General features: G+C 37.5%; 23 protein-coding genes and 1 pseudogene. 10 read left to right on the top strand and 14 right to left on the bottom strand.

The features are described 5' to 3' along the window. Nucleotides 1-29: 29 nt before the first annotated feature. The gene (locus FY048_RS08300) at nucleotides 30-1,061 is read right to left on the bottom strand and encodes a lipase secretion chaperone (protein ID WP_446090811.1); all 1,032 of its coding nucleotides are present in this window, start codon (nucleotides 1,059-1,061) and stop codon (nucleotides 30-32) included. A gap of 153 nt (nucleotides 1,062-1,214) precedes the next feature. On the opposite strand from FY048_RS08300, the gene truB reads away from it, so the two are divergent. The 3 genes from truB to FY048_RS08285 all read left to right on the top strand — a co-directional run bounded on the left by truB (nucleotide 1,215) and on the right by FY048_RS08285 (nucleotide 3,570). Continuing rightward, the gene (gene truB, locus FY048_RS08295; protein ID WP_446090810.1) at nucleotides 1,215-2,120 is read left to right on the top strand and encodes a tRNA pseudouridine(55) synthase TruB; all 906 of its coding nucleotides are present in this window, start codon (nucleotides 1,215-1,217) and stop codon (nucleotides 2,118-2,120) included. Nucleotides 2,121-2,139: 19 nt separating this feature from the next. Next, entirely contained in the window at nucleotides 2,140-2,916 is a 777-nt protein-coding gene (locus FY048_RS08290; protein WP_016140018.1) for a sulfite exporter TauE/SafE family protein, read from the top strand. A 210-nt stretch (nucleotides 2,917-3,126) separates the two neighbouring features. Beyond that, complete coding sequence (locus FY048_RS08285) at nucleotides 3,127-3,570, top strand: hemerythrin domain-containing protein (RefSeq protein ID WP_016140019.1); 444 nt, start codon at nucleotides 3,127-3,129, stop codon at nucleotides 3,568-3,570. A 7-nt stretch (nucleotides 3,571-3,577) separates the two neighbouring features. Here the strand turns inward: FY048_RS08285 and FY048_RS08280 are convergent, their stop codons facing one another. From FY048_RS08280 to serA, 3 genes are all read right to left on the bottom strand, one after another. Beyond that, nucleotides 3,578-4,441, bottom strand: coding sequence for an EamA family transporter (locus tag FY048_RS08280; protein WP_446090809.1), 864 nt, complete (start codon nucleotides 4,439-4,441; stop codon nucleotides 3,578-3,580). 92 nt (nucleotides 4,442-4,533) lie between these two features. Beyond that, nucleotides 4,534-5,418: an EamA family transporter gene (locus FY048_RS08275; protein WP_446090808.1), complete on the bottom strand. Its 885-nt coding sequence runs from the start codon at nucleotides 5,416-5,418 to the stop codon at nucleotides 4,534-4,536. 98 nt (nucleotides 5,419-5,516) lie between these two features. Continuing rightward, on the bottom strand, nucleotides 5,517-6,749 hold the full coding sequence (serA, locus tag FY048_RS08270) for a phosphoglycerate dehydrogenase (RefSeq protein WP_042895382.1): 1,233 nt from the start codon (nucleotides 6,747-6,749) through the stop codon (nucleotides 5,517-5,519). 378 nt (nucleotides 6,750-7,127) lie between these two features. Between serA and FY048_RS08265 the strand changes: the two genes are divergently transcribed. Next, nucleotides 7,128-8,537 carry an FAD-binding oxidoreductase gene (locus FY048_RS08265; protein WP_446090807.1) on the top strand — a complete coding sequence of 470 codons (1,410 nt, stop codon included), beginning with the start codon at nucleotides 7,128-7,130 and terminating at the stop codon, nucleotides 8,535-8,537. 65 nt (nucleotides 8,538-8,602) lie between these two features. Here the strand turns inward: FY048_RS08265 and FY048_RS08260 are convergent, their stop codons facing one another. Then, nucleotides 8,603-9,391, bottom strand: coding sequence for a xanthine permease (locus FY048_RS08260; protein WP_446090806.1), 789 nt, complete (start codon nucleotides 9,389-9,391; stop codon nucleotides 8,603-8,605). Nucleotides 9,392-9,577: 186 nt separating this feature from the next. Between FY048_RS08260 and FY048_RS08255 the strand changes: the two genes are divergently transcribed. Then, nucleotides 9,578-9,946, top strand: a complete 369-nt coding sequence (locus FY048_RS08255; RefSeq protein ID WP_446090805.1) for a hypothetical protein — start codon at nucleotides 9,578-9,580, stop codon at nucleotides 9,944-9,946. Between the two features lie 45 nt (nucleotides 9,947-9,991). Here the strand turns inward: FY048_RS08255 and FY048_RS08250 are convergent, their stop codons facing one another. Together FY048_RS08250 and FY048_RS08245 are read right to left on the bottom strand one after the other, a co-directional pair. Next, nucleotides 9,992-10,306, bottom strand: coding sequence for a putative quinol monooxygenase (locus tag FY048_RS08250; RefSeq protein WP_446090804.1), 315 nt, complete (start codon nucleotides 10,304-10,306; stop codon nucleotides 9,992-9,994). 13 nt (nucleotides 10,307-10,319) lie between these two features. Continuing rightward, the gene (locus FY048_RS08245; RefSeq protein WP_446090803.1) at nucleotides 10,320-10,907 is read right to left on the bottom strand and encodes an NAD(P)H-dependent oxidoreductase; all 588 of its coding nucleotides are present in this window, start codon (nucleotides 10,905-10,907) and stop codon (nucleotides 10,320-10,322) included. A gap of 242 nt (nucleotides 10,908-11,149) precedes the next feature. Here FY048_RS08245 and FY048_RS08240 point away from each other — a divergent pair, with 242 nt between their 5' ends. Together FY048_RS08240 and craA are read left to right on the top strand one after the other, a co-directional pair. Beyond that, nucleotides 11,150-11,515: a hypothetical protein gene (locus FY048_RS08240; RefSeq protein ID WP_005301067.1), complete on the top strand. Its 366-nt coding sequence runs from the start codon at nucleotides 11,150-11,152 to the stop codon at nucleotides 11,513-11,515. Between the two features lie 370 nt (nucleotides 11,516-11,885). Continuing rightward, a complete protein-coding gene (gene craA / locus FY048_RS08235) occupies nucleotides 11,886-13,115 on the top strand; it encodes a chloramphenicol efflux MFS transporter CraA (protein ID WP_446090802.1) in 1,230 nt (409 codons plus the stop codon). Between the two features lie 37 nt (nucleotides 13,116-13,152). Here craA and FY048_RS08230 read toward each other — a convergent pair whose 3' ends face one another. The 5 genes from FY048_RS08230 to FY048_RS08210 all read right to left on the bottom strand — a co-directional run bounded on the left by FY048_RS08230 (nucleotide 13,153) and on the right by FY048_RS08210 (nucleotide 18,656). Then, a complete protein-coding gene (locus FY048_RS08230) occupies nucleotides 13,153-13,689 on the bottom strand; it encodes a hypothetical protein (protein WP_446090801.1) in 537 nt (178 codons plus the stop codon). A gap of 26 nt (nucleotides 13,690-13,715) precedes the next feature. Continuing rightward, nucleotides 13,716-15,866, bottom strand: coding sequence for a YccS family putative transporter (yccS, locus tag FY048_RS08225; RefSeq protein WP_446090800.1), 2,151 nt, complete (start codon nucleotides 15,864-15,866; stop codon nucleotides 13,716-13,718). 203 nt (nucleotides 15,867-16,069) lie between these two features. After that, entirely contained in the window at nucleotides 16,070-16,645 is a 576-nt protein-coding gene (gene sodC / locus FY048_RS08220) for a superoxide dismutase family protein (protein ID WP_017390978.1), read from the bottom strand. A 123-nt stretch (nucleotides 16,646-16,768) separates the two neighbouring features. Next, nucleotides 16,769-17,887, bottom strand: coding sequence for an AI-2E family transporter (locus tag FY048_RS08215; protein WP_446090799.1), 1,119 nt, complete (start codon nucleotides 17,885-17,887; stop codon nucleotides 16,769-16,771). Between the two features lie 124 nt (nucleotides 17,888-18,011). Then, the gene (locus tag FY048_RS08210) at nucleotides 18,012-18,656 is read right to left on the bottom strand and encodes a ParA family protein (protein WP_017390979.1); all 645 of its coding nucleotides are present in this window, start codon (nucleotides 18,654-18,656) and stop codon (nucleotides 18,012-18,014) included. 158 nt (nucleotides 18,657-18,814) lie between these two features. Here FY048_RS08210 and FY048_RS08205 point away from each other — a divergent pair, with 158 nt between their 5' ends. Further along, entirely contained in the window at nucleotides 18,815-19,282 is a 468-nt protein-coding gene (locus FY048_RS08205; protein WP_446090798.1) for a Holliday junction resolvase-like protein, read from the top strand. A 138-nt stretch (nucleotides 19,283-19,420) separates the two neighbouring features. Beyond that, complete coding sequence (locus tag FY048_RS08200) at nucleotides 19,421-19,984, top strand: hypothetical protein (protein ID WP_446090797.1); 564 nt, start codon at nucleotides 19,421-19,423, stop codon at nucleotides 19,982-19,984. A 51-nt stretch (nucleotides 19,985-20,035) separates the two neighbouring features. On the opposite strand, the gene FY048_RS08195 is transcribed toward FY048_RS08200, so the two are convergent. Beyond that, the gene (locus FY048_RS08195; RefSeq protein WP_056482531.1) at nucleotides 20,036-20,569 is read right to left on the bottom strand and encodes a hypothetical protein; all 534 of its coding nucleotides are present in this window, start codon (nucleotides 20,567-20,569) and stop codon (nucleotides 20,036-20,038) included. A gap of 26 nt (nucleotides 20,570-20,595) precedes the next feature. Beyond that, nucleotides 20,596-21,384: pseudogene (locus FY048_RS08190) on the bottom strand (class I SAM-dependent methyltransferase). Nucleotides 21,385-21,511: 127 nt separating this feature from the next. Between FY048_RS08190 and FY048_RS08185 the strand changes: the two are divergent. Further along, nucleotides 21,512-22,789: a hypothetical protein gene (locus FY048_RS08185; protein ID WP_446090796.1), complete on the top strand. Its 1,278-nt coding sequence runs from the start codon at nucleotides 21,512-21,514 to the stop codon at nucleotides 22,787-22,789. Nucleotides 22,790-22,998 lie beyond the last annotated feature (209 nt).

The raw sequence follows: 22,998 nt of genomic DNA, 5'->3' as shown, positions 1-22,998 counted from the left end.
GTTTAGCCAGTTCCCAAAAAAGGAAAGGCTTAGTAATTAAATGGCAGTTCACCTCCCTGATCATGGACCGTTTCAAAAGTTCGAAGTCTTAGTTGTTCTTGTGATGAGTTAAATTGTTGTTGGCGTAATTGTTGTATTGCTTGGTTTTTAGCACTATCACTCATATTGCTTTTAAGAATTTCATCTCGTCCACCCAGGTAACTGTTGACCCTTTGTTGCCAAGCATTCCGCTCTGTATCTAAAGTTTCTAATCTTTGAGTCGCTTCGGCTCCCACAAGTGCTGTACGCATTTGCCGAAGTTCTTCTGCTGAACCCTTGCGAGCTTTAATTTGTTTGGTCAGTGTATGTAAATCATCAAGTTTAGAAAGTTCTTGCAGGTTTTGCTGCCAGTCTTCTGGAAGTTCTTCAAAACGTTCTTTAAGTTTTCGCGCTTTTTCAATTTCGCTTAAAGATGAGTCCTCAAGTATCTGCATTCGATCTAGCGTATAGTTCTGATAGATATCTTCGTTAGAGAAGAGTCCTTCAATTTCAGAGGTCGAAAAGAAGCGTTTTCTTATATCCTGAATTGAATTAAAGATCTTTTGAAAATAATTTTTATCTTGTTGTTTTGCTGATGGCGTTTGGATTTGAGCAAGTTGTTCACGATATTTTAAATAACGGGTCCATAAGTCCATAATCTGTGAACGAGCTGGCTCTAAATATTGTCCTTGAATAAATTTCCCAAAGTGATTTTTGATTTGTTCTAAATCATTTTCTCCATATTGGGTAATAAAATATTCAAAACAGTCGCGGGTTTGACTATTTACGACCAAATGTTGAGAACTATCAATTTTTAACTGGCAGTTAACTTCGGTGTCTTGCTGACTTTTACTATGGTAAGTATCTTCATTTAGCGATAGACGATCTTTGGGTGGAGCTGATGCTAAATTTTGAGCTGTATTTTCACTGACTTGGGCTGATGTTTTTTTTGAGTCAGGACTTAACCAATAGACACATGCAATGAGGCTCAAAATAAAAAATCCGAGCACGCACCACAATACCTTCTTCTGCATCCCTTGCATAAAGATATCTTCCTTAAGTTTTAATTTGTTGTTTTTTTACTCGATCATTAATGTGCCATAAAATAAGTGAAAAGGCACCTAAATATTGTGAAAATATCTTGCCGAATTTGCTAACATGTCGGCACTTTTTTCTAGCTTTGTGTTCCAATAAAAATGACGACAAAAAATCAAAAAATTTCTCGTCGCCATATTAGTGGTGTATTTCTATTAAATAAACCATTAGGGCTTAGTTCAAATGCGGCTTTGCAAAAAGTGCGTTGGTTATACCGTGCCCAAAAAGCAGGTCATACTGGAGCTTTAGACCCATTGGCGACAGGTTTACTCCCGATTTGTTTGGGAGAGGCCACCAAGTTCTCACACTATTTGTTGGACTCAACAAAGCGCTACCAAACCACCGTTCGATTGGGACAAACCACAACGACAGGTGATGTGGAAGGGGAAATTCTACAGGAGCGCTCTGTTCCTGTGCTCAGCCAAGAGCTTATTGAACAAGCCTTAGAAAAATTTAGAGGTGATATTCAACAAATTCCGCCAATGTATTCGGCTTTGAAAAAAGAAGGCAGGCCGTTATATGAACTTGCCCGAAAAGGTATCGAGATTGAGCGTGAAGCGCGTCCAATCACAATTTATGCCTTAGAGTTAATTGAATTTACTGAAAATAGTATCACTTTGGATGTAACTTGTTCTAAAGGAACATATATTCGTGTACTGGGCGAAGATATTGGTGAGGCACTTGGCTGTGGTGGGCATTTAACGATGCTAAACCGGACTCAAACAGGACATTTTGAGCTCATTCCGAGTTATACCATTGAATATCTGGAAAGTCTGACAGAAGAGCAAAGAGAAGCTTTGCTACTTCCAGTTTATGCTCCAGTTGATCATTTCTTAAAAATTCAGGTGCCTGAAGGGCGTGAAAAGTATTTTTGCAATGGTTTAGAAAGCAATATTGAGCATTCTGCAGAAGCAGAAGTTTTAGTTTTTTCAGATGAGCGCTGTCTAGGTTTAGCTGAGATTACTGATAGAAAACGGTTGGTACCTAAGCGTATCTTAAATTTGTAGTATATGTAGAGTATAGAGCATGGGCATGGAATGGGATGTTATCCTGAGTTTGATCTTTTTTGCGTTTACTGCTGGAGCAATTGATGCTGCTGTGGGTGGCGGTGGACTCATCCAGATTCCCGGGATCATGAGCACTTTCCCTAACATGTCGACTGCTACCGTAATTGGTACCAATAAAGTCTCATCCATTTTTGGTACTGCATCGGCTGCTTATACCTTTGCAAAAAGAGTAAAGTTGCAATGGAAGCTTTTAGCAGTCATTGCTGTTTGTGCGCTGATTAGTTCGTTTGCTGGCGCCGCTTGTTTATCGTTAATTCCTCAATCTGTATTAAGACCTTTCGTATTCGTAATGTTGATTGTGATTGCAATTTATACGCTAGTTAAAAAGAACTTCGGACAGGTTCATACTGAGCAAAAAATTACTAATAAAATGCTGATTTTGGCTGCTATTGGTAGTTTAGCAATCGGTTTTTATGACGGTATTTTTGGTCCGGGTACGGGTAGTTTCTTTATTTTCTTCTTTATTCGTTTTTTACAAGTCGATTTTTTACATGCTTCAGCTTTGTCAAAAATCGGTAACTTTATGACGAATTTAGCTGCTCTGAGTTTTTTAATTCCGACAGGTCACGCTATTTTGCACATTGGTCTAATGATGGCAGTTGCAAACGTGCTTGGTTCTGTTGTTGGGGTACGTACCGCGCTTAAATACGGAAGTGGATTTGTTCGTATTATCTTTTTAATTTTAGTGAGTATTTTGATTTGCCGTTTGGGCTATCAAATGTTTGTTACGGGTTAAATAAGATTAAAAGTATGAGCTGTCCATAAAATGCAGTTCATACTTTTATGTATCATTTAAAGCTAGAAATATAAAAATCATTACAGAAGTTTACTAGAAAGAAAACTGTGTAAAAAATAGTCTCATTTTAAGCTACTTAAACATTATAAATTTCAACGTATGATAAACCTTGAAATAAAAAAGATTTTTTAGCTAAAAATGAGGAAGAGAATGAATATTTTCGAAGCATTAAGAGAAAGCCATGAAAATCAACGTAGCCTTTCCGAACAACTTATTCAGACACATGGTTTAACCGAAGAAAGAAAAGAATTATTTGATGCATTAAAAAATGAATTGTATGCCCATTCAGTTGCTGAAGACCGTTATTTATATATTCCTTTAATGTTTGATGATGTTGGTTTAGATATTACAAGACATGCTTTATCTGAGCATCATGAAATGGATGAGTTGGTCGAGCAGCTCGAAAAAACCGATATGAGTAGCCCAAGCTGGTTAGCAATCGCCAAACAGTTGAGTGAAACAGTCCATCACCATTTAAAAGAAGAAGAGCATAAATTTTTCCAACAAGCAGGAAAAATTCTTAAAGACAGTGAAAAAGAAACGCTGGGTAATAAATATTTAAAGGAATATAAAAAGTATAAAAAGCAGCAATAGTATTTAACTATGCTACTTTTTTAGTACTTCTTAAAGTTACCCCAATCGATGCCAGCATTACACAAGCTAAAGCCATCCATTGCAGCATGCTGATTTCTTCGTGAAGTAATAAGAAACCCGTTAATGCTGCCAATGCTGGTGCTAAACTCGTTAGGGTGCCGTAAGTTAATTTAGTGAGTTGTTTGAGTGCCATTAAATCAAGTGCATATGGAATAGCAGTCGCTAAGACAGCAATAAGTAAAGCTTTACCCCAATACTGCGTTTCAAGTAATGCAGGAGCATTATGCCAGATGCCTATTGGTAGTAAGGTTAGGGCAGATAATCCAATCCCAATGGTTAAAGCATGCATCCCTATATTTTGGGTCACAACTTTTTGACCAAAATAAATATAGAAGGCCCAGCAAAATCCAGCCCCTAACGCGCAGGCAGCACCGACATAGGAAAAGTGGTGTTGTGTTGGGTCTTGCCAAGGAACCATCAGAGCAATACCTAACATCGCAAATGCTACCCAAATGTAGTCACTCTTTTGTTTAATCGAAAGTAGAGCAAGACCTAATGGACCAATAAATTCTAAGCCGACGGCAATCCCTTGAGGTAACTTGCCCAGCGACGTATAAAATAAAATATTCATGAGACCCAAAGACGCAGAGTACATCAATAAATCACGCCATTTTAAATAGGGTAAGCGCGACCAGATTTTCCATGAACGGAACATGATCGCGACAATAATCGTTGCAAAGCTCAACCTTAAAGCTGTAACGGTGAGAGGGTCTAATATGGCAATAAGCTGCTTAGCAAATGAAGCACTGATTTGATATGAGACCATCGACAGAATCATATATAGCACAGCAATAATGGGAAGATTCTGCATGGAAATACCCTAGGGCCTCATCTAATATTATTTAAAAATAACAATGGTCAATTATAGCGAATGCCATGTTTTAACTTGCAGTTTTAGTTGATTTAACTTACTGTTTTTTCACGTTCCAGACGTGCTTTTTGGGTAGTTATGGTACAACCGACAGAAGCTACAATAATTGTTGCAAGTGCCAACCATTGGTTCCATAACAAATATTCACCTAAAAAGATAAAACCAGAAAGTGCAGCAACTGCGGGTTCTAGGCTCATCAAGGTTCCGAAACTTAAGGGTGTTAAATTACGTAGGGCTAGCATTTCTAAAGAGAACGGTAATGCGCTGGCTAAAATTGCCAAACCAATAAAATAAAAAAGAGAGGGGAGCTCTATAACTTGCCCTATTGAGCCTGAGAAAAAAGTAATGGGTAATAAGATGCATGCGCCCACACTCATTCCTAAACACACAGTGTGATTGCCTGAAATACCTGAAGGTTTTTGTCCAGCAATAATATAAAGTGCCCAACATGCGCCAGCACTAACCGCAAATAATACTCCGATCCAATCTAGACTATGAGCTTGATTGAAAGGGAAAAGTAAAACGAGGCCAACAATCGCTAAACTGACCCAGACAAAATCATATTTTTGGCGTGCGTGATATAAGGCCACACTTAAGGGACCAATAAATTCAAAAGCAACTGCAATACCAATCGGTAATCGTTCAATCGATAGATAAAAAAGAGCATTCATTCCTGCAAGAGCAAAACCATACGCTAAAATAGCTTTCCAACGGACCTGACTATAATTAATTCGCCAAATTCTAAAAATAAAGGCAAGAATAATTGCACCTAAGCATAAGCGCATTGCTGAAACGGTAAGGGTAGGAAAGCTCTGGAACAGAAATTTAGCCAAGGATGCACTACTTTGAACGCTTAACATGGCAAGAATGAGAAAGCCCAAAGCGTGTAGCTGAGTTTTTTGGCTTGAAATGGACATTTTATTATTAGATCGATTGGTATACTTTTCACATGATAATGTAAATGTCCATAAAAAAGCCACAGACAATGCTGTGGCTTTTAAATTTACAGTTCGTATTAGAACAATACGCGCACGCGAATTGTACCTTCAACTTCATGCAACATATCTAAAGCTTCGTGAGAAGCAGAAGCGTCAACGTCCATTACGAGGTAACCGATGTCACCTTTAGTCATGAGTGATTGACCAGAAATGTTGATACCTTGTTCAGCAAACAAGTTGTTGATTTTAGACAATACGCCCGGTACGTTTTTGTGGATGTGCAATAAACGGTGTTGACCAGCAGTCAATGGTAACGCGATTTCTGGGAAGTTTACCGCAGAAAGCGTCATACCCTTGTCAGAGTAAGCAACAAATTTCTCTGCAACTTCTAAACCGATGTTTGCTTGCGCTTCCATGGTTGAACCACCAACGTGAGGAGTCAAAATCACATTGTCTAAGCCACGAAGTGGAGAAACAAACTCTTCGCCATTTGCTTTTGGTTCTTTAGGGAATACGTCAACCGCTGCACCAGCAATATGACCAGATTTGATTGCATCTGCTAAATCTTCAATTACTACACATGTACCACGTGCAGCATTTAAGAAGATTGCACCTTCTTTCATTTTTGCAAATTGTGCTTTAGTGAAGAAGTTACGTGTAGATGGAACATCAGGCACATGTAATGTAACTACATCAGCAGTCGCTAAGAGTTCGTCTAACGAACCAACTTGGCGAGCATTACCCATTGGTAATTTAGTCACTGCATCATAATAAATCACATGCATACCTAAGCTTTCAGCAAGAACAGAAAGCTGAGAACCGATAGAACCGTAACCTACAATACCTAAAGTTTTGCCACGAGTTTCGAAAGAACCGACAGCAGACTTATCCCAACCACCACGATGACAAGCCGCCGATTTTTCAGGAACACGGCGAAGAAGAAGAATCGTTTGAGCAAGTACAAGTTCTGCAACCGAACGCGTATTTGAATACGGTGCGTTAAATACAGGAATACCACGTGCCATTGCTGCTTTAAGATCAACTTGGTTTGTTCCGATACAGAAACAGCCCACTGCGATCAATTTATTTGCAGCTTCGAAAATTTCTTCAGTCAATTGGGTACGCGAACGAATACCAATAAAGTGAGCATCTTTAACAGCTTCTTTTAGCGCTTCGCCTTCAAGAGCAGTTTTGCGATAGTCAATATTGGTGTAACCCGCAGCGTTTAGAGTATCGACTGCGTTTTGGTGAACGCCTTCTAACAAAAGGAAACGGATTTTATCTTTAGGTAGTGAAAGATGTTGGCTCATTACGGCTCCGCTACAAAGGCCAAATTTGGTGGCGCTATCATAACATAATGGTCGGTACTATAGATATTTCGTTTGCGCCATCGTCTTATGGCAATTTTATCTATGTCTAATCACTTCTATTTATGGCTGGTTGGTAATTTAGAATATGTTTCGTATGGGATTTAAATGAGATTTTTCTCTGAAAGTCTTATAGGAAAGCATTTATTTACGTTAAACATGTTTTGTAGTGACAGTATCTCTATTCTGAACTTTATCGCTTGAGCTGTTGCATGTAGAATATAGGAGTTCCTTGAACATTATGGCTTTGCTCAGGTGAAAACCCTGAAAATATGAAGTCATAGTCCCACCATAGTTTACTTCTTGCTAGGTCTGCAAACGATGAATGCTCCAGTCGCTTTAACACCTGAGTTACTCACCCAATTAACAGCAATCGTTGGTGAAAACCGTATTAAAACCGATGCTGATAGTCTCGAAAACTGGGGTAAAGATCATACCAAGCATTTTAATCCGAACCCATCGGTCATCGTTTTTCCATCGACCACTGAACAAGTTCAGGCAGTTGTAAAGCTTGCGAACCAGTTTAATATCGCGATTACACCGTCAGGCGGTCGTACTGGTCTCTCTGCGGGCGCTGTAGCAACCAATGGTGAAATTGTCATTAGCATGGACAAAATGAACCAGATTCTTGAGTTCTTCCCAGCAGATCGTATGGTACGAGTACAAGCTGGTGTTGTGACTGAACAATTGCAGAATTATGCTGAAGAACAAGGGATGTATTATCCGGTTGACTTCGCATCAGCGGGTTCTAGCCAGATTGGCGGTAATATCGGAACTAATGCTGGCGGTATTAAAGTCATTAAGTACGGCATGACACGTAATTGGGTACTTGGTTTAACCGTTGTCACTGGTAAAGGCGATATTTTACGTTTAAACAAAGGTATGGTTAAAAATGCAACTGGTTATGCATTGCAGCATTTGTTTATTGGTGGTGAGGGTACATTAGGTTTAGTGACTGAAGCGGAAATTAAACTTGAGCGTCAACCACAAAACTTACAAGTTTTAGTTCTAGGTGTTCCTGATTTTGATGCAGTGATGCCTGTATTACATGCATTCCAAAAAGATATCGATTTAACTGCATTTGAGTTCTTTGGTGAACTTGCAATGCAAAAAGTTTTAGATCATGGACATGTACAACGCCCATTTGAAACTCAATGTCCGTTCTATGTATTGCTTGAGTTTGAAGCGCCATATGAGCCGATTATCGATAAAGCAATGGAAATTTTCGAGCATTGTATGGAGCAGGGTTGGGTACACGATGGTGTAATGAGCCAGAGCCTAGACCAAGTAGAAAGCTTGTGGCGTTTACGCGAAGATATTTCTGAATCAATCGCGCCGTTCACTCCATATAAAAATGATATTTCAGTATTAATTACTCACGTACCTGCATTTATTCGTGAGATTGATGCAATTGTTCAAGAGAACTATCCTGACTTTGAAATTTGCTGGTTCGGTCATATTGGTGACGGTAACTTGCACTTAAATATTTTAAAACCTGAAAACTTAACCAAAGATGAGTTCTTTGCGAAGTGTCAGGTTGTTAATAAATATGTGTTCGATACCGTGAAAAAATACGATGGTTCAATCTCTGCTGAGCATGGCGTAGGCATGACGAAAAAACCGTATTTGGAATATTCACGTTCGCCTGAAGAAATTGAATATATGAAAGCTTTGAAGAAAGTATTTGATCCGAATGGTTTGATGAACCCAGGTAAATTATTTGATCTTTAATACTTGATTAAATAAAAGAATCTTTGTGAAAAGCGTATCGAAAGATGCGCTTTTTTTTTAATCTATCATTTTTTATAAGCTTTCCAACCCGTCAAAATATGATAAATCAGCGGTAAAAGACAAAGAGCAAAGAAGCTACAAATTCCAATGGCCCACACAGGTAAGTTACGCGGATTACCTAAAAAGAAATAGGCAAAAATAGAATAAGACAACATTGCAAACATCGCCGTTGTACCTAACGGAAGCGTCACTCTAAAAATTAAAGTACTAGCAAATGTTTTATAAGGTTCCATGTTGCGCTTTAGGCTATAAGCAATAATCATGAGCAACACATAACCTAAAATAAACAGCATAAATAAAGCAGCCGCAAACAATAGAATTGTTCGCCAGCTCTTTTCTTGTGCGGTGTGATCACCAGATTCATAAACAACAGTAATATGTTCACCAACTACAGGCACATCACCAGAGCGAACTGAGTTGTCTAAAGTTAGAGTTCTGTTTTGATTATCTTTAAATTGAACCTGAGCAGTATGCATCAGTGTTTTAGTCTTATATTTACGTCCATTTGAGTCGGTACGTTCAGTATCTACCCATTCAGAAGTATAGTTCACTACCGTTGCATCGTAAGTTGGTTTGGTTGCTAAGCCGTACACTGCCTGAGAAACCCAATAAGTAAATGGGAAAAATAAAGCACTAATACTAAAAACCACAGCAAATAAATAAGCGAATTCAAACTTATTACTTTTACGATTTTTAGCTAACCGCTTGATCCAAAACTTGGTGAGTACAAATGACCAAATCATCAAAACTGCAACGACCACCAAGAAAACTTGTCCCGCATAAGTCAGTTGCATAATGACCCTATTTGTTATGTGTAATTGAAATTAATTTTATCAAACGATTGTCGTTAAAGTTGATTGAGCAAGAACAATTATTTGGTCTGTAAAAGAGTAGCTGTCTTTAGAACTACATAGTTTCTACAGAGTAACCGAGCAAGGCATAGCATCATAAAGCTATGCCTTTTGTTTTTGGTGATAAAAATGCAACGTTTATTTTTAATTTCAGCGCTCTGTGCTGGACTTTTCACTGGGTGTGCGACGACCAGTAAATTAATTCCTTTTGTGGGTTCCGAAACCCCAATGCAACAAGTAATTAAAGCTCAGCCTGAGATTGTAAAAGAGCACAATAACACCTCAGTTCAGCAAGTGTTTAACCGAGTAGAATCTCCAACTGTTTCCCGTATTGTTGTCATTCAAACAGGTTTAGTGGATGACTCTGTCTCTGCCATTCGAACAGAATATGCATTTAAATTAGTCGATGAAAAATGGCAATTGCAGAATAAGCAAAAAAGCTATCAGTGTGCGAGAGGGAAAGGCTCAAGAGGGTTCCAAACACAGCTTTGTTCTTAAAACCAAAAAAGACGATAAATATATCGTCTTTTTTTATGGGCTAAATTATACGCCGCTTTCTAAAATTTTAATTTTGACATCAATGACATCATCTTTAACTGCTTCATGATGTGCTTGCATATGAGGTGTAGCCAAATGTGCTTCAAGATGAGCAACACTTGCCCATTTTTCTAACATCACAATGGTGTCAGGCTCTTTAGTTTGAAAACTCGCATCCGAGATATGATCAACTAAAGGTTCATAACCATGACAACCATCTTCTGCTAAAACTGTTGGAATAATTTTTTGGAATGCATCCAATACGTTTTGACGATGCTGTCCAGCTGATTTGGTACGAATTTCTGCAATAATGGTTAGCATGGATTTTTCCTTATTAAGCTGCTGCAAATACAGTGTTCAAGTGTGCTTTATATTCTTCAACATAACTATCAACGTCAGGCATTTTAATCACGTCGTTTACAATAAAAGTCGGTAATGTGCCCATGCCTAAGAACTGATTAGCTTTATGAAATGGTAAATAAACACCATCTACGCCTACGCCGTGGAAGAACTGATCTGCATCGTCAAATGCTTCCATTGGTGCATTCCAAGTCAATGACAGCATATATTTTTTGTCATGAATTAAACCACCTGAACCATATTTTTTTGATGCATCAGAACGACTACGACCATCATTTGCGTAAAGTGAACCATGACCTACAGTAAATACATCATCAATATATTTTTTAACTGTCCAAGGCGCGCCCATCCACCAACCTGGCATTTGGTAAATAACGACATCTGCCCATAAGAATTTTTCAACTTCATTTTCGGCATCATAATCGCTATCGGCACGGGTCATTTGAACTTCATGGCCAAGTTCCGTGAGATGGGTCGTTGCGAGTGTGGTCAATGTGTCATTTAATTCACCATTTGAATGTGCAAATTGTTTGGCACCATTAATCACTAAAATCTTACTCATGGGAGTCACTCTAATTAAATTCCTAAATTTGATGTGTACTTTACGGAATTTACTCTTGTTGAAAAATGCATGAATTTGAAAAATATTGTTGACTAAAAATCAATAATATTGGGTTGCTATTTTATTCTGAGTTATTTGTTTTGAAGAAAAGCTTTATATTTATAAATCCGTTTACAATGTTGAACGGAAAAAAGTATTTGTAGTCTTTAGCATTAAGTTTGGGTAAATCTAAGAGATCACGTATGAGAAAAATGAGTTTGCTGATTGCTTTTAGCCTTGTAACGCTAACGGCGTGTACTCCAGCGAAAAATTCTTCTGCCCAACTTGCGGATAGTCCGATACAAGCAGTATTACTTGATCAGCCCGATCTTTTAAATGATGCAAACAATTTGGATATTTCACAGCAAATGAATGCTGCCGATGATCCCTCTAATGCTCAAGTCACTATTTTACAGACAGATCCTAGCGAAGATGCAATAACAAAAGTCCGTACAGAATATTTATTAAAACGAGACCAGCAAGTCTGGAAAATCGTGAATAAAAAGCAAAGCTATCAATGTACACAAGGACAAGATGCCCCAGACTTTCAAGTTAATCCTTGCCCTTAATGCTTAATTTTTTATCGAATATGTGGATAACTTTGAGTTTGTGCACAACAGGAATTTGTGGGTCTTTTAGTACAAAAAACTGAAATTTAAGCTTCTTGAAATTGCATGATTGCTGATCAATTTAAAAAGTGCTATTGTTGCGCTCGGCAATTGTGCCAATTGGTAAAATTACCGAATCTCACGTCATACATTTTTTCTCGTTTTAGACACCTTGTGAATACGGTGTTTCACATTCTAAACATGCACTCTCACGGCATATAAAAACTTATCTAAAGATTGATAGACCATACTGTCATCGTCAGGACTACATTATTTATTTCAATATGTAGTTACTGAGACATTTTGGCCGCTATTTTGAAGTGTACAACTCATGAAAAATATTCAAACGACAACGTTGAACCGTACAACGTTGATGTTTCCTTTGGCCTTAGTGCTATTTGAATTTGCGGTTTATATTGGCAATGACCTTATTCAGCCAGCAATGTTGGCAATTACTCAAGATTTTGGTGTAAGTGCAACTTGGGCGCCGTCTTCAATGTCATTTTATTTATTAGGTGGTGCCACGGTTGCATGGTTACTTGGGCCGTTGTCAGATCGTCTCGGACGTAAAAAAGTACTGCTAGCAGGGGTTTTGTTTTTTGCCTTGTGCTGTTTTTTAATTTTACTAACACGGCAAATAGAACAGTTTCTAGCATTAAGATTTTTGCAGGGAATTGGCTTAACCGTAATCTCCGCAGTCGGTTATGCCGCTATTCAAGAGAGTTTTGCTGAGCGTGATGCAATTAAAGTTATTGCACTCATGGCAAATATCTCGTTACTTGCACCTTTGTTGGGGCCAGTACTTGGAGCCTTTTTAATTGATTATGTGTCTTGGCATTGGGGCTTTGTCGCCATTGCTGTATTAGCATTACTCAGTTGGGTCGGTTTGAAAAAACAGATGCCAAGTCAGCAGGCTAGTGTAACTCGACAACCTTTTAGTTATCTTTTTGATGATTTTAAAAAGGTGTTTACTAACCGCCGTTTTTTAGGCTTAAGTCTGGCCTTACCGTTGGTGGGCATGCCTTTAATGCTTTGGATTGCTTTATCTCCAATCATTTTGGTAGATGAATTAAAGCTCACCAGTGTGCAATATGGCTTGGCTCAATTTCCAGTGTTTCTTGGTCTCATTCTCGGGAATATTGTTTTAATTAAAATTATTGACCGTCTCGCTTTAGGTAAGACCATTCTGATTGGTTTACCGATTATGCTGATTGGGACACTTATTTTAATATTGGGTGTAGTTTGGCAAACCTATTTAATTCCTTGTTTGCTTACAGGCATGACGCTCATCTGTTTTGGTGAGGGAATTAGCTTTTCAGTCTTATATCGCTTTGCACTCATGTCATCTGAAGTATCAAAAGGAACTGTTGCAGCGGCAGTTTCGATGCTATTGATGATGAGTTTCTTTGCAATGATTGAGTTGGTGCGTTATCTCTATATACAATTTCATTTATGGGCCTTTGTATTATCTGCATTTACCTTTATTGCTCTTTGGTTTAGTCAACCACGAAGTGCTTTAAAGCAGGAAATGCAAGAAAGAAAGCTCGAAGGAAATGATTAAATTAAAAAAACCGGAATCGATATTCCGGTTTTTTTGGCTATTCTTTTAACATTTTTTCCATTTCCTCGTGGTCTGTTTCATAAGTACAACCTAATAATGTCATCGGACTTTTTCCGGTCATTTCTGATAAGTTGAGATTATGATAAACAGTAAAAGAATCTGCTGTTGCAGGTTCTGTCTTGACAGTGCGAACACCTCTAAAAAAAGGTAATGTTTTAAAGTCTGGATGCTGAGGAATATTAAATTTCTTTGAAAGTTGTTGAACATTTACATTACGAAAAACGGCAGTTATACCTTGGCCAGCTAGGGCAATTTCGTTTGTCTTTAAACCAAACAGTTCAATGGGTTGATTAGTTTTATATAAATAAATGAAAGGTTGGTCTGAATCTTCAATTCTTTTAAAGCCAAGCGCTGATAAATTTTCATCATATTCAGAAGCAAAACTGGTATAAGTTTCTTGATCTGATTGACACTCTATAATCTTTTTTAAATCATTTATTTCAAATGCATATGATGTGCTACTCAGCAATAAAAAAGTGGCAGATAGAAATTTATATATCTTTGGAAAGTCCATTTTTTATCCTCAATAAAGTGTTATAGCTATTTAATCTCTTGTTCTAAAAGCTTACCTTTTAAAGTTAAGAGTTCAGGTAGGGTTTCTAATAGTAAACTCATTTGTTTTAAGACTAGAGTATAGCTTTCCGAAAAGTGCTCATGCGTTGTTAGATTTTGAATTTGTTTTAAAGTTCGCTCAAGAAAATTAAAGTCAACAGAAGCTTGTTCAAATAAACTCTGATTAAGAATGTGCTGACAATCTAGTAAGAGCTGTAATACCTGTTGATCCTCAATTTTCTGCCGTTGGCTACCTAACGCTGCCACATAGCTCAACTGGCTGTGGCTATAAACCAAATAGCGAAAAGCGTAATGAATGAGTTGAGGATTTGGATTCGGTTCAGCACTTAAACTCGAGATCATGTTCGACAGCTCGATTTGAGCATTATGAGCAGCACGACGAATTCGTCGGTACTCTATATCTTGATTTTTGCCATATTGATATTGCTCAACAATCACATTGAAATAATCTAATGTTGCTTTGCTGCTTTTCTTAATATTGTTGGGAATATTGCGAAAGTTCCAATCAGGCCAAATAAAGTTTACGGCAAGCCATGCAATAAAACAGCCTAACAGCGTATCTATCAGGCGAGGTAAAATAATGCTGTAGCCTGCACCTTTTAGGTTAAAAATTAATAGCACCATGAGGGTGGCCATAAGTGTAGCCAAAGCATATTTCTTTTGCCGTAAATAGAAAAAACAGACTCCGCAAATAATCGTAATGATGAGCTGACCTTCAATACTCGGTACAAAATATAGAATCGGTATTCCTAATAAAACACCGAGTAAGGTGCCAATAGTTCTTAGTTTAAGACGGCTTTTAGTCGCAAAATAAGTGATCTGACAGACAAACAAACTAGTCAGTAAAATCCAATAGCCATGCTGTGCAAAGGGTAATAATGAAATCGCATAACCTGCGGCGAAAACGACTGCAATTCGTATGGCATGTCTAAATAAGGCCGACTGTGGTGTAAGCTGTTGCCTGAGTTTTAAGATCAGATCTGAAAACCCTTGAATATCATCATCAAGTAAATTTAAGTGTTCTTGTCTTGTTTGGGTATTATTTTCAGGGAAGGGCTGTGCATATTGTAGTTGTTCAAACTGTTCATGCATGCCTTTTAAATTATCAAAAATAAGTCTTAAATTTTTAACTTCAAAGTTTTGTGGATGCTGCTGTATCCAGTCCTTTAAAGAACTTTCCAAATGGTTCAATACCGTCCGACTTTCTTGCGAAGGCTGAGATGGCCGATTATGCAAAATACACTGAGCTAGATCTTGGCACGCTTGTGCTTGTAGGCGCAGGTTTTTTTGGAAACGGAAAATAAGATCACTACGGCTGAAGTTCTGTTGAATATGCTCGTAATGTAAATAATTAGAGGTTGCTTGCTCGTGAATGTCCCGTGCAAAAAAATACAGGTTTAGCCAATAAATACTTTTATTACTTACCCTAGAAGCCTTGAGTCGAGTGAGTAGGGAGCTACGTATTTGATTAAGACTTTGGGCAACTTGCGTATTTTGTAAAGATAATTCATATAAGAGTTGTTCTACGTTCTCTTTATTGTCGGGATCAAACAAACGTGCTTTTGTTTGCAGTAGAACAGAAATTTCTTTAAAAATTTGTGAGAGCTTATCTTGTAAGGGAAGGGTTGGTTTAATAATAAAAAACACAATAGAAGTGAAGCCATACCACAAAGCGCCATAAACAAAGTAGGTAGGCTGTTGATACCAGTGTGTATATTCTCCTAAACCGAACATGCTATAAATGGAAAGCAAAATAGTGCCAAACGAAATTGTGGCGTAGCGTTGCCCTAACGCCCCTAATAAAATGAAAAAAGCACTAGAAATAGAAAGATATAAAATAAAGAAAATTTTGTAGGGAGCTAAAAAGCCAAGAATACTGCTGACTGTAAAAAAGAGGAGGCAGACATAAACCAAGTTACGTAGTCGAATACTTAAGCGATCATCAAAGTCGGTTAACGCTGCTGCAATTGCTCCTAAAGTCACAGGAACAATCAGCTCGTTATGGCCTAGCGAAAGCAAACCTAAAGTTGTGCCTGTGAGTACAATCAAAATTTGCAGGCAATAAATTAAAATCGAGTTTGTCTTAAAACTATTAAATATCTGGGTCAAATAATTCACGGCTTTTGTTCTAAATTAGAGAATACGTGAGAAAGCAGTATGTAACTTTAAATTTTTATTACTTCAAAAATATTATTCTTTTTATCTACAAAAGTCAGTCACTTTTTAAGATTTTATTAGGCTTAAACCAAGTTATAGTGATCAATAAATTAACAAAATTGTGGATATCTTTTTAGATACCCACAATTTAATAAACAGATAAATTATTTAATCACGCCACATGCGATTCGTGCTCCGCCACCGCCGAGAGGCAGAGGAGAGTCTGAATAATTATCTCCACCCGCATGAATCATGATCGCTCGGCCTTGAATATCTGCAAATTTCAATCGAGGTGCGATCACAGCAGTTGTTGCAACACCAGTATTATCGACCACTAAAGCAGGTAGATCGCCTAAATGGCCAGTCGTTGGCGTACCATGATGAGGAGCTTGATTCGGGTTATAGTGACTGCCAGCAGCTAAAGCTGCACCAGGTTTTCCATCTTTCTCAGCAGGATCACAAGAGGCATTTTCGTGAATATGGAAACCACGAGTACCACTAGGTAAGTCAGCTAAAGCAGGAGTAATAATTAAACCTTTGTCGCTATCTTGAAAGCTAATAGTACCTATTTTTTTACCAATACCATTTGCGGTAACTTCATTTACATCAACCACTTTTTTCGTATGCATTGTGGTTAATGAGTGAGCCGTGTCGGATACAGTTTTTGTGACTGAACTACAGCCGACTGCAAAAAAAGCTGTAAGCGCAAAGACTGCGCCAATTTTATTAAAAGTCTGCATGGTTGGATGCCCTTATAAATATATATGTCTGATTATTAGATTCAAACAAAGGAAGGCTTAGCCTACAAGTTAATTTAAATAGTCACTTTGTATCTTGAAACATTTTTAAATTAAATAAGTATGTCACTCTTTATGATTGGAAGATTCATTATCAGAATCATAAATCATGGTCGTTTTAGGCATAGGTTCAGGTTCAATAGTTTCATGTAACCATTCACGCCAAATCGCCAGTAAAATAGCTAAAATTACAGGTCCAATAAATAATCCCACCAAACCGAAACTCGCAATACCACCTAACACACCAAACATAATTAATAGGAATGGAATTTTAGTGGCACCGGAAATAACAAGCGGGCGAATCACATTATCTGAGCTACTAACAATCACCACACCCCATACAATTACACCAATTGCTTCCATGGTTTGTCCCTGAGAGAACAACCATAGACCGACACCTAAATAGGAAATTGGTGTACCAAATGGGATTAGAGCCAATAAGAAAGTAGCAATGGTGAGTACCATTGGGTTTGGTACACCCGCTACGAAATAACTTAATCCAGCTAAAACGGCTTGAGCAATTGCAGTTAAACCCACACCATAGACTACGGCACGAGTCGTTTCAGAAATCGTATCAAGATAGTGATGAACACGAAGGCCTATGACCATTTCTAAAGCTTTGCTCACCTGAGACAAAATCAGTTGTCCATCACGGTAGAAGAAAAAGAGGCTAAATACGGCAAAACCAAGTTTGACAATATTTTTACTAATTTCACCGAGCAGCACACGACCATAACTTAAATGGCTTTGTACCCAAGCTGCAATGTTCTGAATGGTGCTATTAGGATCGTTATTTAACTCATTGAGTGTGCGAGAAATTTCTTTTCCAACAAAAGGAAGATCGCGAATAAAATCAGGAACGCTTAAATGACCCGAAAAAACCTGACGTTGTAAATCAAAATATAAGTTGCGGCCTTCATGCTGCAAAATAAAAATAGCGCATGTAAAAGGTATGCCAACAACCAAAATGACCAGACTAATCATTAGTGTTGCATTTAAAGTATTACGGCTTTCTCCAAAAAAACGCTGAATTCTTAAATAAATAGGCCAAGTCATATAAGCAATGATGGCAGCCCAAAGAACAGGAACAATAAAGTATTTCAGGATATTAAATCCTAAAAAAATCAAAATAAAAAACAGCCCAAACAATAAAACGCGCTGTAAATTAGGAGCGTATGGATGCACGAACAATATTTCTCTAATTTTCTATGTAGAATAAAGTCATATTAACTGAAAAATAACCTGAGGCAAATTTTAAGGCTGTAATGTAAAGAACCTTATACAACTCTTTTTAGAAGCTAAAATTCACTTAAAACCACTCAGCTTTGTCTTCAACTAACTTGTTTAGAACAGGTTGCCATTGATCTTGAATACTAATAAAGTTTTTTTGTGGTTTATCAAAAACACTTAAACCCTGCATAGCTAAGCTACCATAAGCACTGCGTTCAGAAATCCATGCAACAGGTTCTTGTTCAATTTTTTCAAAAAACTGTTGAATATCTTTTGAGCTTGCACTGTTCGGTTTTACACGATTAGCAAGAAGTAAAATTTGTACTTTGCCTTTACGAATACGTTTAATATCTTGTAAATGCTTTAAAAAACGGCGAGTACTGTCTATATCAAAAAATGAAGGCTGAAGTGGAGTAATAATGGCATGAGCTTCGCTGATGAGTTGTTCAGCATGTTCACCTGAAAGTGCACCTGGTGCATCAATAATTAAATAGTCCAGATGTTTAGGCGCATCACCAATCGATTTTTCATGACGCCAGTCGAGGCTCTGAATCGTTGCGACGGTATCAGGGCGTTGTTTTAACCACTGTAAAGCCGATTTTTGGTTATCGGAATCTGCTAATGCTACTTTATATCCTTTTTGTGCCAATGCTGTTGCCAACGTAATGGCCGTCATGGTTTTCCCGCATCCACCCTTCTGATTTGCAATAAGTATCGTTTTCATAAATTCAATTATTTTCAGCAGCACATTTGTTTATGTTTTATACCTTAGCATCTTTTTATGAGAAGTAGATGACCGCATTTGACAAAAGTTTAAGCTGTTTCGTTATTTTAGATATGATTAGATCTGCAATGTTGATTTGTGCTTGTTAAGGAAAGTTTATGTCTGTATGGCTTGCCATGCTAATTGGAGCGGGTATTGGTATTATTATCACTACTATTATTTTATCAAATACTCGCAATGGCCGAATTAAGGCTGAATATGAGCAATATATTGCTGAACTTGAATTGGAGCACCAACAAGCTCTGATTCAAGCACAAAAGCGAAGCGTGAATACAAGTCGTGCGGTGTTGAAAGGGAAAATGGCAGAACAATTCGCTCCCATTTTGCCAGAATTTCAGTATCTACCGAGCGATGCAAAATTCATGGGCGATCCAGTGGATTATATTATTTTTGATGGATACACCGATTTTCGAGATGGTGATGGAACGGCAGAAGACATTAATATTATTTTACTTGATGTAAAAAGCGGTGGGGCAAGGCTAACCAAAGGCCAACAAGCAATTGCACAAGCTGTGCAACAAGGCAACGTCCGTTTTGAAACTTTAAGAGTGGATTTTGAAGATTAAATTTTAATTTTGAGTGCACAAAAATAGACGAAATTAATCTGTATTGTTACTAAATTCCGATATTTTTTTCATGGCTTGTGACTACTATAAATTGAAGATCTATTTAATTTGATCTAGCAATATTCGAGGTATAAAGCGATGAAAAAACAACGTTTGATGATGGGCTTGCTGGCTGCTATTGGCATAAGTTCAGCATTTGCATCGACCTCAAGTGAATATAATATTGCCAACGGTCTGAGTCCTATAGAAAAAGACCAATCCATTTCTGTGTTACAGCCTTTTCAAGGGAATTTCAGGATCTTGGGTTCAAAAGTTTATCAAAATGATGAACAAGCTAAGTTTTCACCTATTGACTATGCAGTAAGTTGGGGACTGTTTGCACAGCCTGAAATTGCACGCCATATTTCAGTTAAACAATATGACCGTTATCTAAACTGGAAAATTCCTAAATTACCTGTTCCAGCAGATCAGGCGATGCAAATGGTGTCTAACATGCACATCATTCCTGCGAACCCGCAAATCGCCCAACAGATTAAACAAGTAAAACGTGGAGATCTGGTCTATCTCAAAGGTGATCTTGTCGAAATTAAGGATAAAGATCTAGTCTGGAAATCATCGCTTACACCAACTGATACAGGTGATGGTGCTTGTGAACTATTTCGTGTGCAATCTATTCATTGGGTTGAAAAGCAAAATATATAATTTAAAAAAGCCTTCATAAATATGAAGGCTTTTTATTAAGGAATGTTGCACTTATTTCTGTTGCGATGCTTTCCAATATTTTAATTGGTTTTGTGCTTGTAAATAGTCGGCAAGATCATTGATCTGCTCATCTTTATTGGCTTGCTTATCACTCAAGTGTTTTTCTTGGTTTTCCCAATATTGATAAAGTAGACCTTGAATGTAACGGCCTTGTTCAGTTTTTAAATCCAAATCTTTTAGCATGGTCAGAGAAGAGCGCACATTATCAAGAGTACGTTGTTGCTCAAACTCTGTAGTGAGGGTTCCAGCTTCATGCATTTTTGCTAATTCGCTTTCCATCTCGTCACTCATTTCTGTAAAGCGGCGGTCATAATCCTCTAGTAGCGCAATATCGTGTGCATCATCAGCAGTTGCTGAAAAAGTCTTAATAGGTCTTTCATTCAGTTTTTCTAAAACCTGATCGGTAGATGAGGTGGCAGAAGGTTGCTCCGTCTTAGCAGGCTCATCCGCTTTTTTACAAGCAGTAAGAAATAGGCTAGAGCAAAGCAAAGACATTAATATGACCTGAGGTGTTTTCTTCTTCATAACTTTCAACCAAACCTATTCACTAATTATTTAACGGGTAACGTACTTTTCTGAAAGTGATATGCATACGTAACATATGGAAAATCAATCTGATCTTGAGGACCTAATCCCGTAAAATCATAAACAATTTTTTCAAACTGTGCTTTGAGTTGTAATTGATCTTTTTCAGTCATTGCGGCAATAAAACTTGTTGAGAGTAATCGTTTGCTCACCACTTGTTCGACACTACCTCGTTGTGACTGTGTAAACGTTTGTAGGCTATCAAACACAAATAAATCCTGCTGTTCAAATACGCGCTTCCACTTTTCACTATGATAACGGGGTGTATCTCCTTCAAGTGGAAGTAGAAAATCAGCTAAAGCTTTGACCCAATCCGTACGCTCATCGCGTTGATTCCAAACCAGCCCTAAATGTCCTTGTGGTTTTAATATCCTATACATTTCTGTTAGGGTATCTATGTTGTCAAACCAATGAAAAGATTGCGCACAAATAATGGCATCAATTTTATGATCTGCTACAGGAATAGAATGGCTAAAAGCCTGTAATGTTTTGATATCAGGATAAACGTGTTGAAGCTGCTGTAACATCTCGCCAATTGGCTCAACTGCAATAATATCTGCATGTGTTTGTTTTAAGTAGGGTAAGAATTTGCCAGTACCCGATCCAAGATCGATAACAGTAGAGTTTTACTGTATTTGGAGGCAATTTTGCAGCCAACTCACTATTTCTGCGGGATAATTAGGCCTAACTTGCTGATACAGTTCAGCAGCTGAGCTGAAGCCTTTTTGAGCGGCAGGATGTAAGGATTGTGTCATATTTTGCGCTTTTTAATCTGACTGGCATCTATAAAATAAGATACTCCGCAATCATAAATTGGCAAAACACCTATTTTGTTTCATTTTTGACGTTGTATGTGGGAGCAAATTTTCTTTCGGTGTGAGCATGGATAAGCAAATTATTTTTGAAGACGAACACATTAGAGCCATTTTTTTACCAGGCGATTCTAATACATTGGTTCTCTCTTTTGGCGATTTGATTACCCGAGCGAGTGGCTTATCTATCAATGCTGAAAAGTCCCTAATTAAATACCAATACAATGTTATTGGGATAATGCCAAAACAAAAATCATGGTTTCCTCAAGCGAGCATGATTGAGCTGGCGAAAACAATTTCGCCTGTTCTTCAGGGTTTTAAAAATATTGTGGGTTATGGCGGTTCGATGGGCGGCTATGCAGCAATCAAATATTCTAATTTATTGAATATGAACCGTGTGATTGCATTTGTGCCTCAATATTCAATTGATCCTGATCAAGTTGAAGATCGACGTTATGCTGAGTTTTTCGATGCTGTAGCAAATAAAGAGATGCAGATCCAGCCGCAAGATGTGGATGCAGCACGTGAATACGTCATTGTTTATGACCCTTATTTTTCGACTGACCGCGAACATTACCTAAAAATAAAAGCGTTGTTGCCAAGCTTACATACGATTCATTTGCCATTTACTGGTCATGAAGCATTGTCAGTACTGGCAAGTTCAAGTTTATTGCATGATTTTATTGAACATGACTTTGATGAAATTTATTTTTATCAGCAAGTTCGTAAGGTCAAAAAGCAAAGTAAATTTTATTTTCGTAATGTGCTTGCACATGTTCTTTCGCATCATGACGACATGTTGTTAAAAATATTACGCCAAAATGATTTTCAGCTTGATGAGCGTTATTTTGATAACCCGCTTAAACAGGCTATTACTCGTAGCCTCATGAAAGCAAAACAGGCGACTGAGTTAGACTTTCAAAAACTGGGTATTAAAGTACAACAAACTCAGCAAGAGGCGAGTTATATAGAAGGGTTACAAAATAGCTTTGGTTCAATTTTGGTCTTCAATCTCATTAACTCTAAGTTTGAGAGTTATACTCTAGATGTTCTGTTGGCAAATAAGTCTTATTTGATTCCAATTGTGGCTGAACACACTGGTGTAGTTCACATTGAATTAAATAACGAAACCTATTTGTTAGGAATGAATGATCGTAAAGTCATTAAATTGTTTAAGTGCGAAGAGCCTTTAACATCTGACATGAGTCCATTTGTAATCAAAAAATATTCCGACTTTTTTGCAATCAGCTATAAACAATTGAATTTATCTTGTGATGAACATGAGATGTGTGAATTTATAGAAGGTTCGATACAGCCTACTGAACAACTGATCTCAATCAGCTATTAAAACGTTATAGCGGTTAAATAAAGCTCAAACCTTTAGGTTTGAGCTTTATTTTTTGCTTAAAAAATATTTTTTCATAAACTTATTTGTATATTAATTTAAAATTCATTATTTAAATAAATAGTACATTTGATCTGCGAATATTTAGCGTATTAAATGTTGATATAAGCAGGGGTGTCTATAAATAGTATATTTTAAAATAAATGGGTTGT

Source organism: Acinetobacter sp. 1124_18A (assembly GCF_052824995.1).
This window is presented reverse-complemented; position numbering and strand designations above follow the sequence as displayed.

Bases quoted from the DNA above. Each gene is read 5' to 3' on its own strand.
- FY048_RS08205 (WP_446090798.1), top strand. From the start codon at position 18,815: ATGTCTGTATGGCTTGCCATGCTAATTGGAGCGGGTATTGGTATTATT.
- FY048_RS08265 (WP_446090807.1), top strand. From the start codon at position 7,128: ATGAATGCTCCAGTCGCTTTAACACCTGAGTTACTCACCCAATTAACA.
- truB (WP_446090810.1), top strand. From the start codon at position 1,215: ATGACGACAAAAAATCAAAAAATTTCTCGTCGCCATATTAGTGGTGTA.
- FY048_RS08290 (WP_016140018.1), top strand. From the start codon at position 2,140: ATGGGCATGGAATGGGATGTTATCCTGAGTTTGATCTTTTTTGCGTTT.
- FY048_RS08230 (WP_446090801.1), bottom strand. From the start codon at position 13,689: ATGGACTTTCCAAAGATATATAAATTTCTATCTGCCACTTTTTTATTG.
- FY048_RS08195 (WP_056482531.1), bottom strand. From the start codon at position 20,569: ATGAAGAAGAAAACACCTCAGGTCATATTAATGTCTTTGCTTTGCTCT.
- FY048_RS08280 (WP_446090809.1), bottom strand. From the start codon at position 4,441: ATGCAGAATCTTCCCATTATTGCTGTGCTATATATGATTCTGTCGATG.
- serA (WP_042895382.1), bottom strand. From the start codon at position 6,749: ATGAGCCAACATCTTTCACTACCTAAAGATAAAATCCGTTTCCTTTTG.
- FY048_RS08300 (WP_446090811.1), bottom strand. From the start codon at position 1,061: ATGCAAGGGATGCAGAAGAAGGTATTGTGGTGCGTGCTCGGATTTTTT.
- sodC (WP_017390978.1), bottom strand. From the start codon at position 16,645: ATGCAGACTTTTAATAAAATTGGCGCAGTCTTTGCGCTTACAGCTTTT.
- FY048_RS08200 (WP_446090797.1), top strand. From the start codon at position 19,421: ATGAAAAAACAACGTTTGATGATGGGCTTGCTGGCTGCTATTGGCATA.
- FY048_RS08245 (WP_446090803.1), bottom strand. From the start codon at position 10,907: ATGAGTAAGATTTTAGTGATTAATGGTGCCAAACAATTTGCACATTCA.
- FY048_RS08260 (WP_446090806.1), bottom strand. From the start codon at position 9,391: ATGCAACTGACTTATGCGGGACAAGTTTTCTTGGTGGTCGTTGCAGTT.
- FY048_RS08255 (WP_446090805.1), top strand. From the start codon at position 9,578: ATGCAACGTTTATTTTTAATTTCAGCGCTCTGTGCTGGACTTTTCACT.
- FY048_RS08240 (WP_005301067.1), top strand. From the start codon at position 11,150: ATGAGAAAAATGAGTTTGCTGATTGCTTTTAGCCTTGTAACGCTAACG.
- craA (WP_446090802.1), top strand. From the start codon at position 11,886: ATGAAAAATATTCAAACGACAACGTTGAACCGTACAACGTTGATGTTT.
- FY048_RS08285 (WP_016140019.1), top strand. From the start codon at position 3,127: ATGAATATTTTCGAAGCATTAAGAGAAAGCCATGAAAATCAACGTAGC.
- FY048_RS08185 (WP_446090796.1), top strand. From the start codon at position 21,512: ATGGATAAGCAAATTATTTTTGAAGACGAACACATTAGAGCCATTTTT.
- FY048_RS08210 (WP_017390979.1), bottom strand. From the start codon at position 18,656: ATGAAAACGATACTTATTGCAAATCAGAAGGGTGGATGCGGGAAAACC.
- FY048_RS08250 (WP_446090804.1), bottom strand. From the start codon at position 10,306: ATGCTAACCATTATTGCAGAAATTCGTACCAAATCAGCTGGACAGCAT.
- FY048_RS08275 (WP_446090808.1), bottom strand. From the start codon at position 5,418: ATGTCCATTTCAAGCCAAAAAACTCAGCTACACGCTTTGGGCTTTCTC.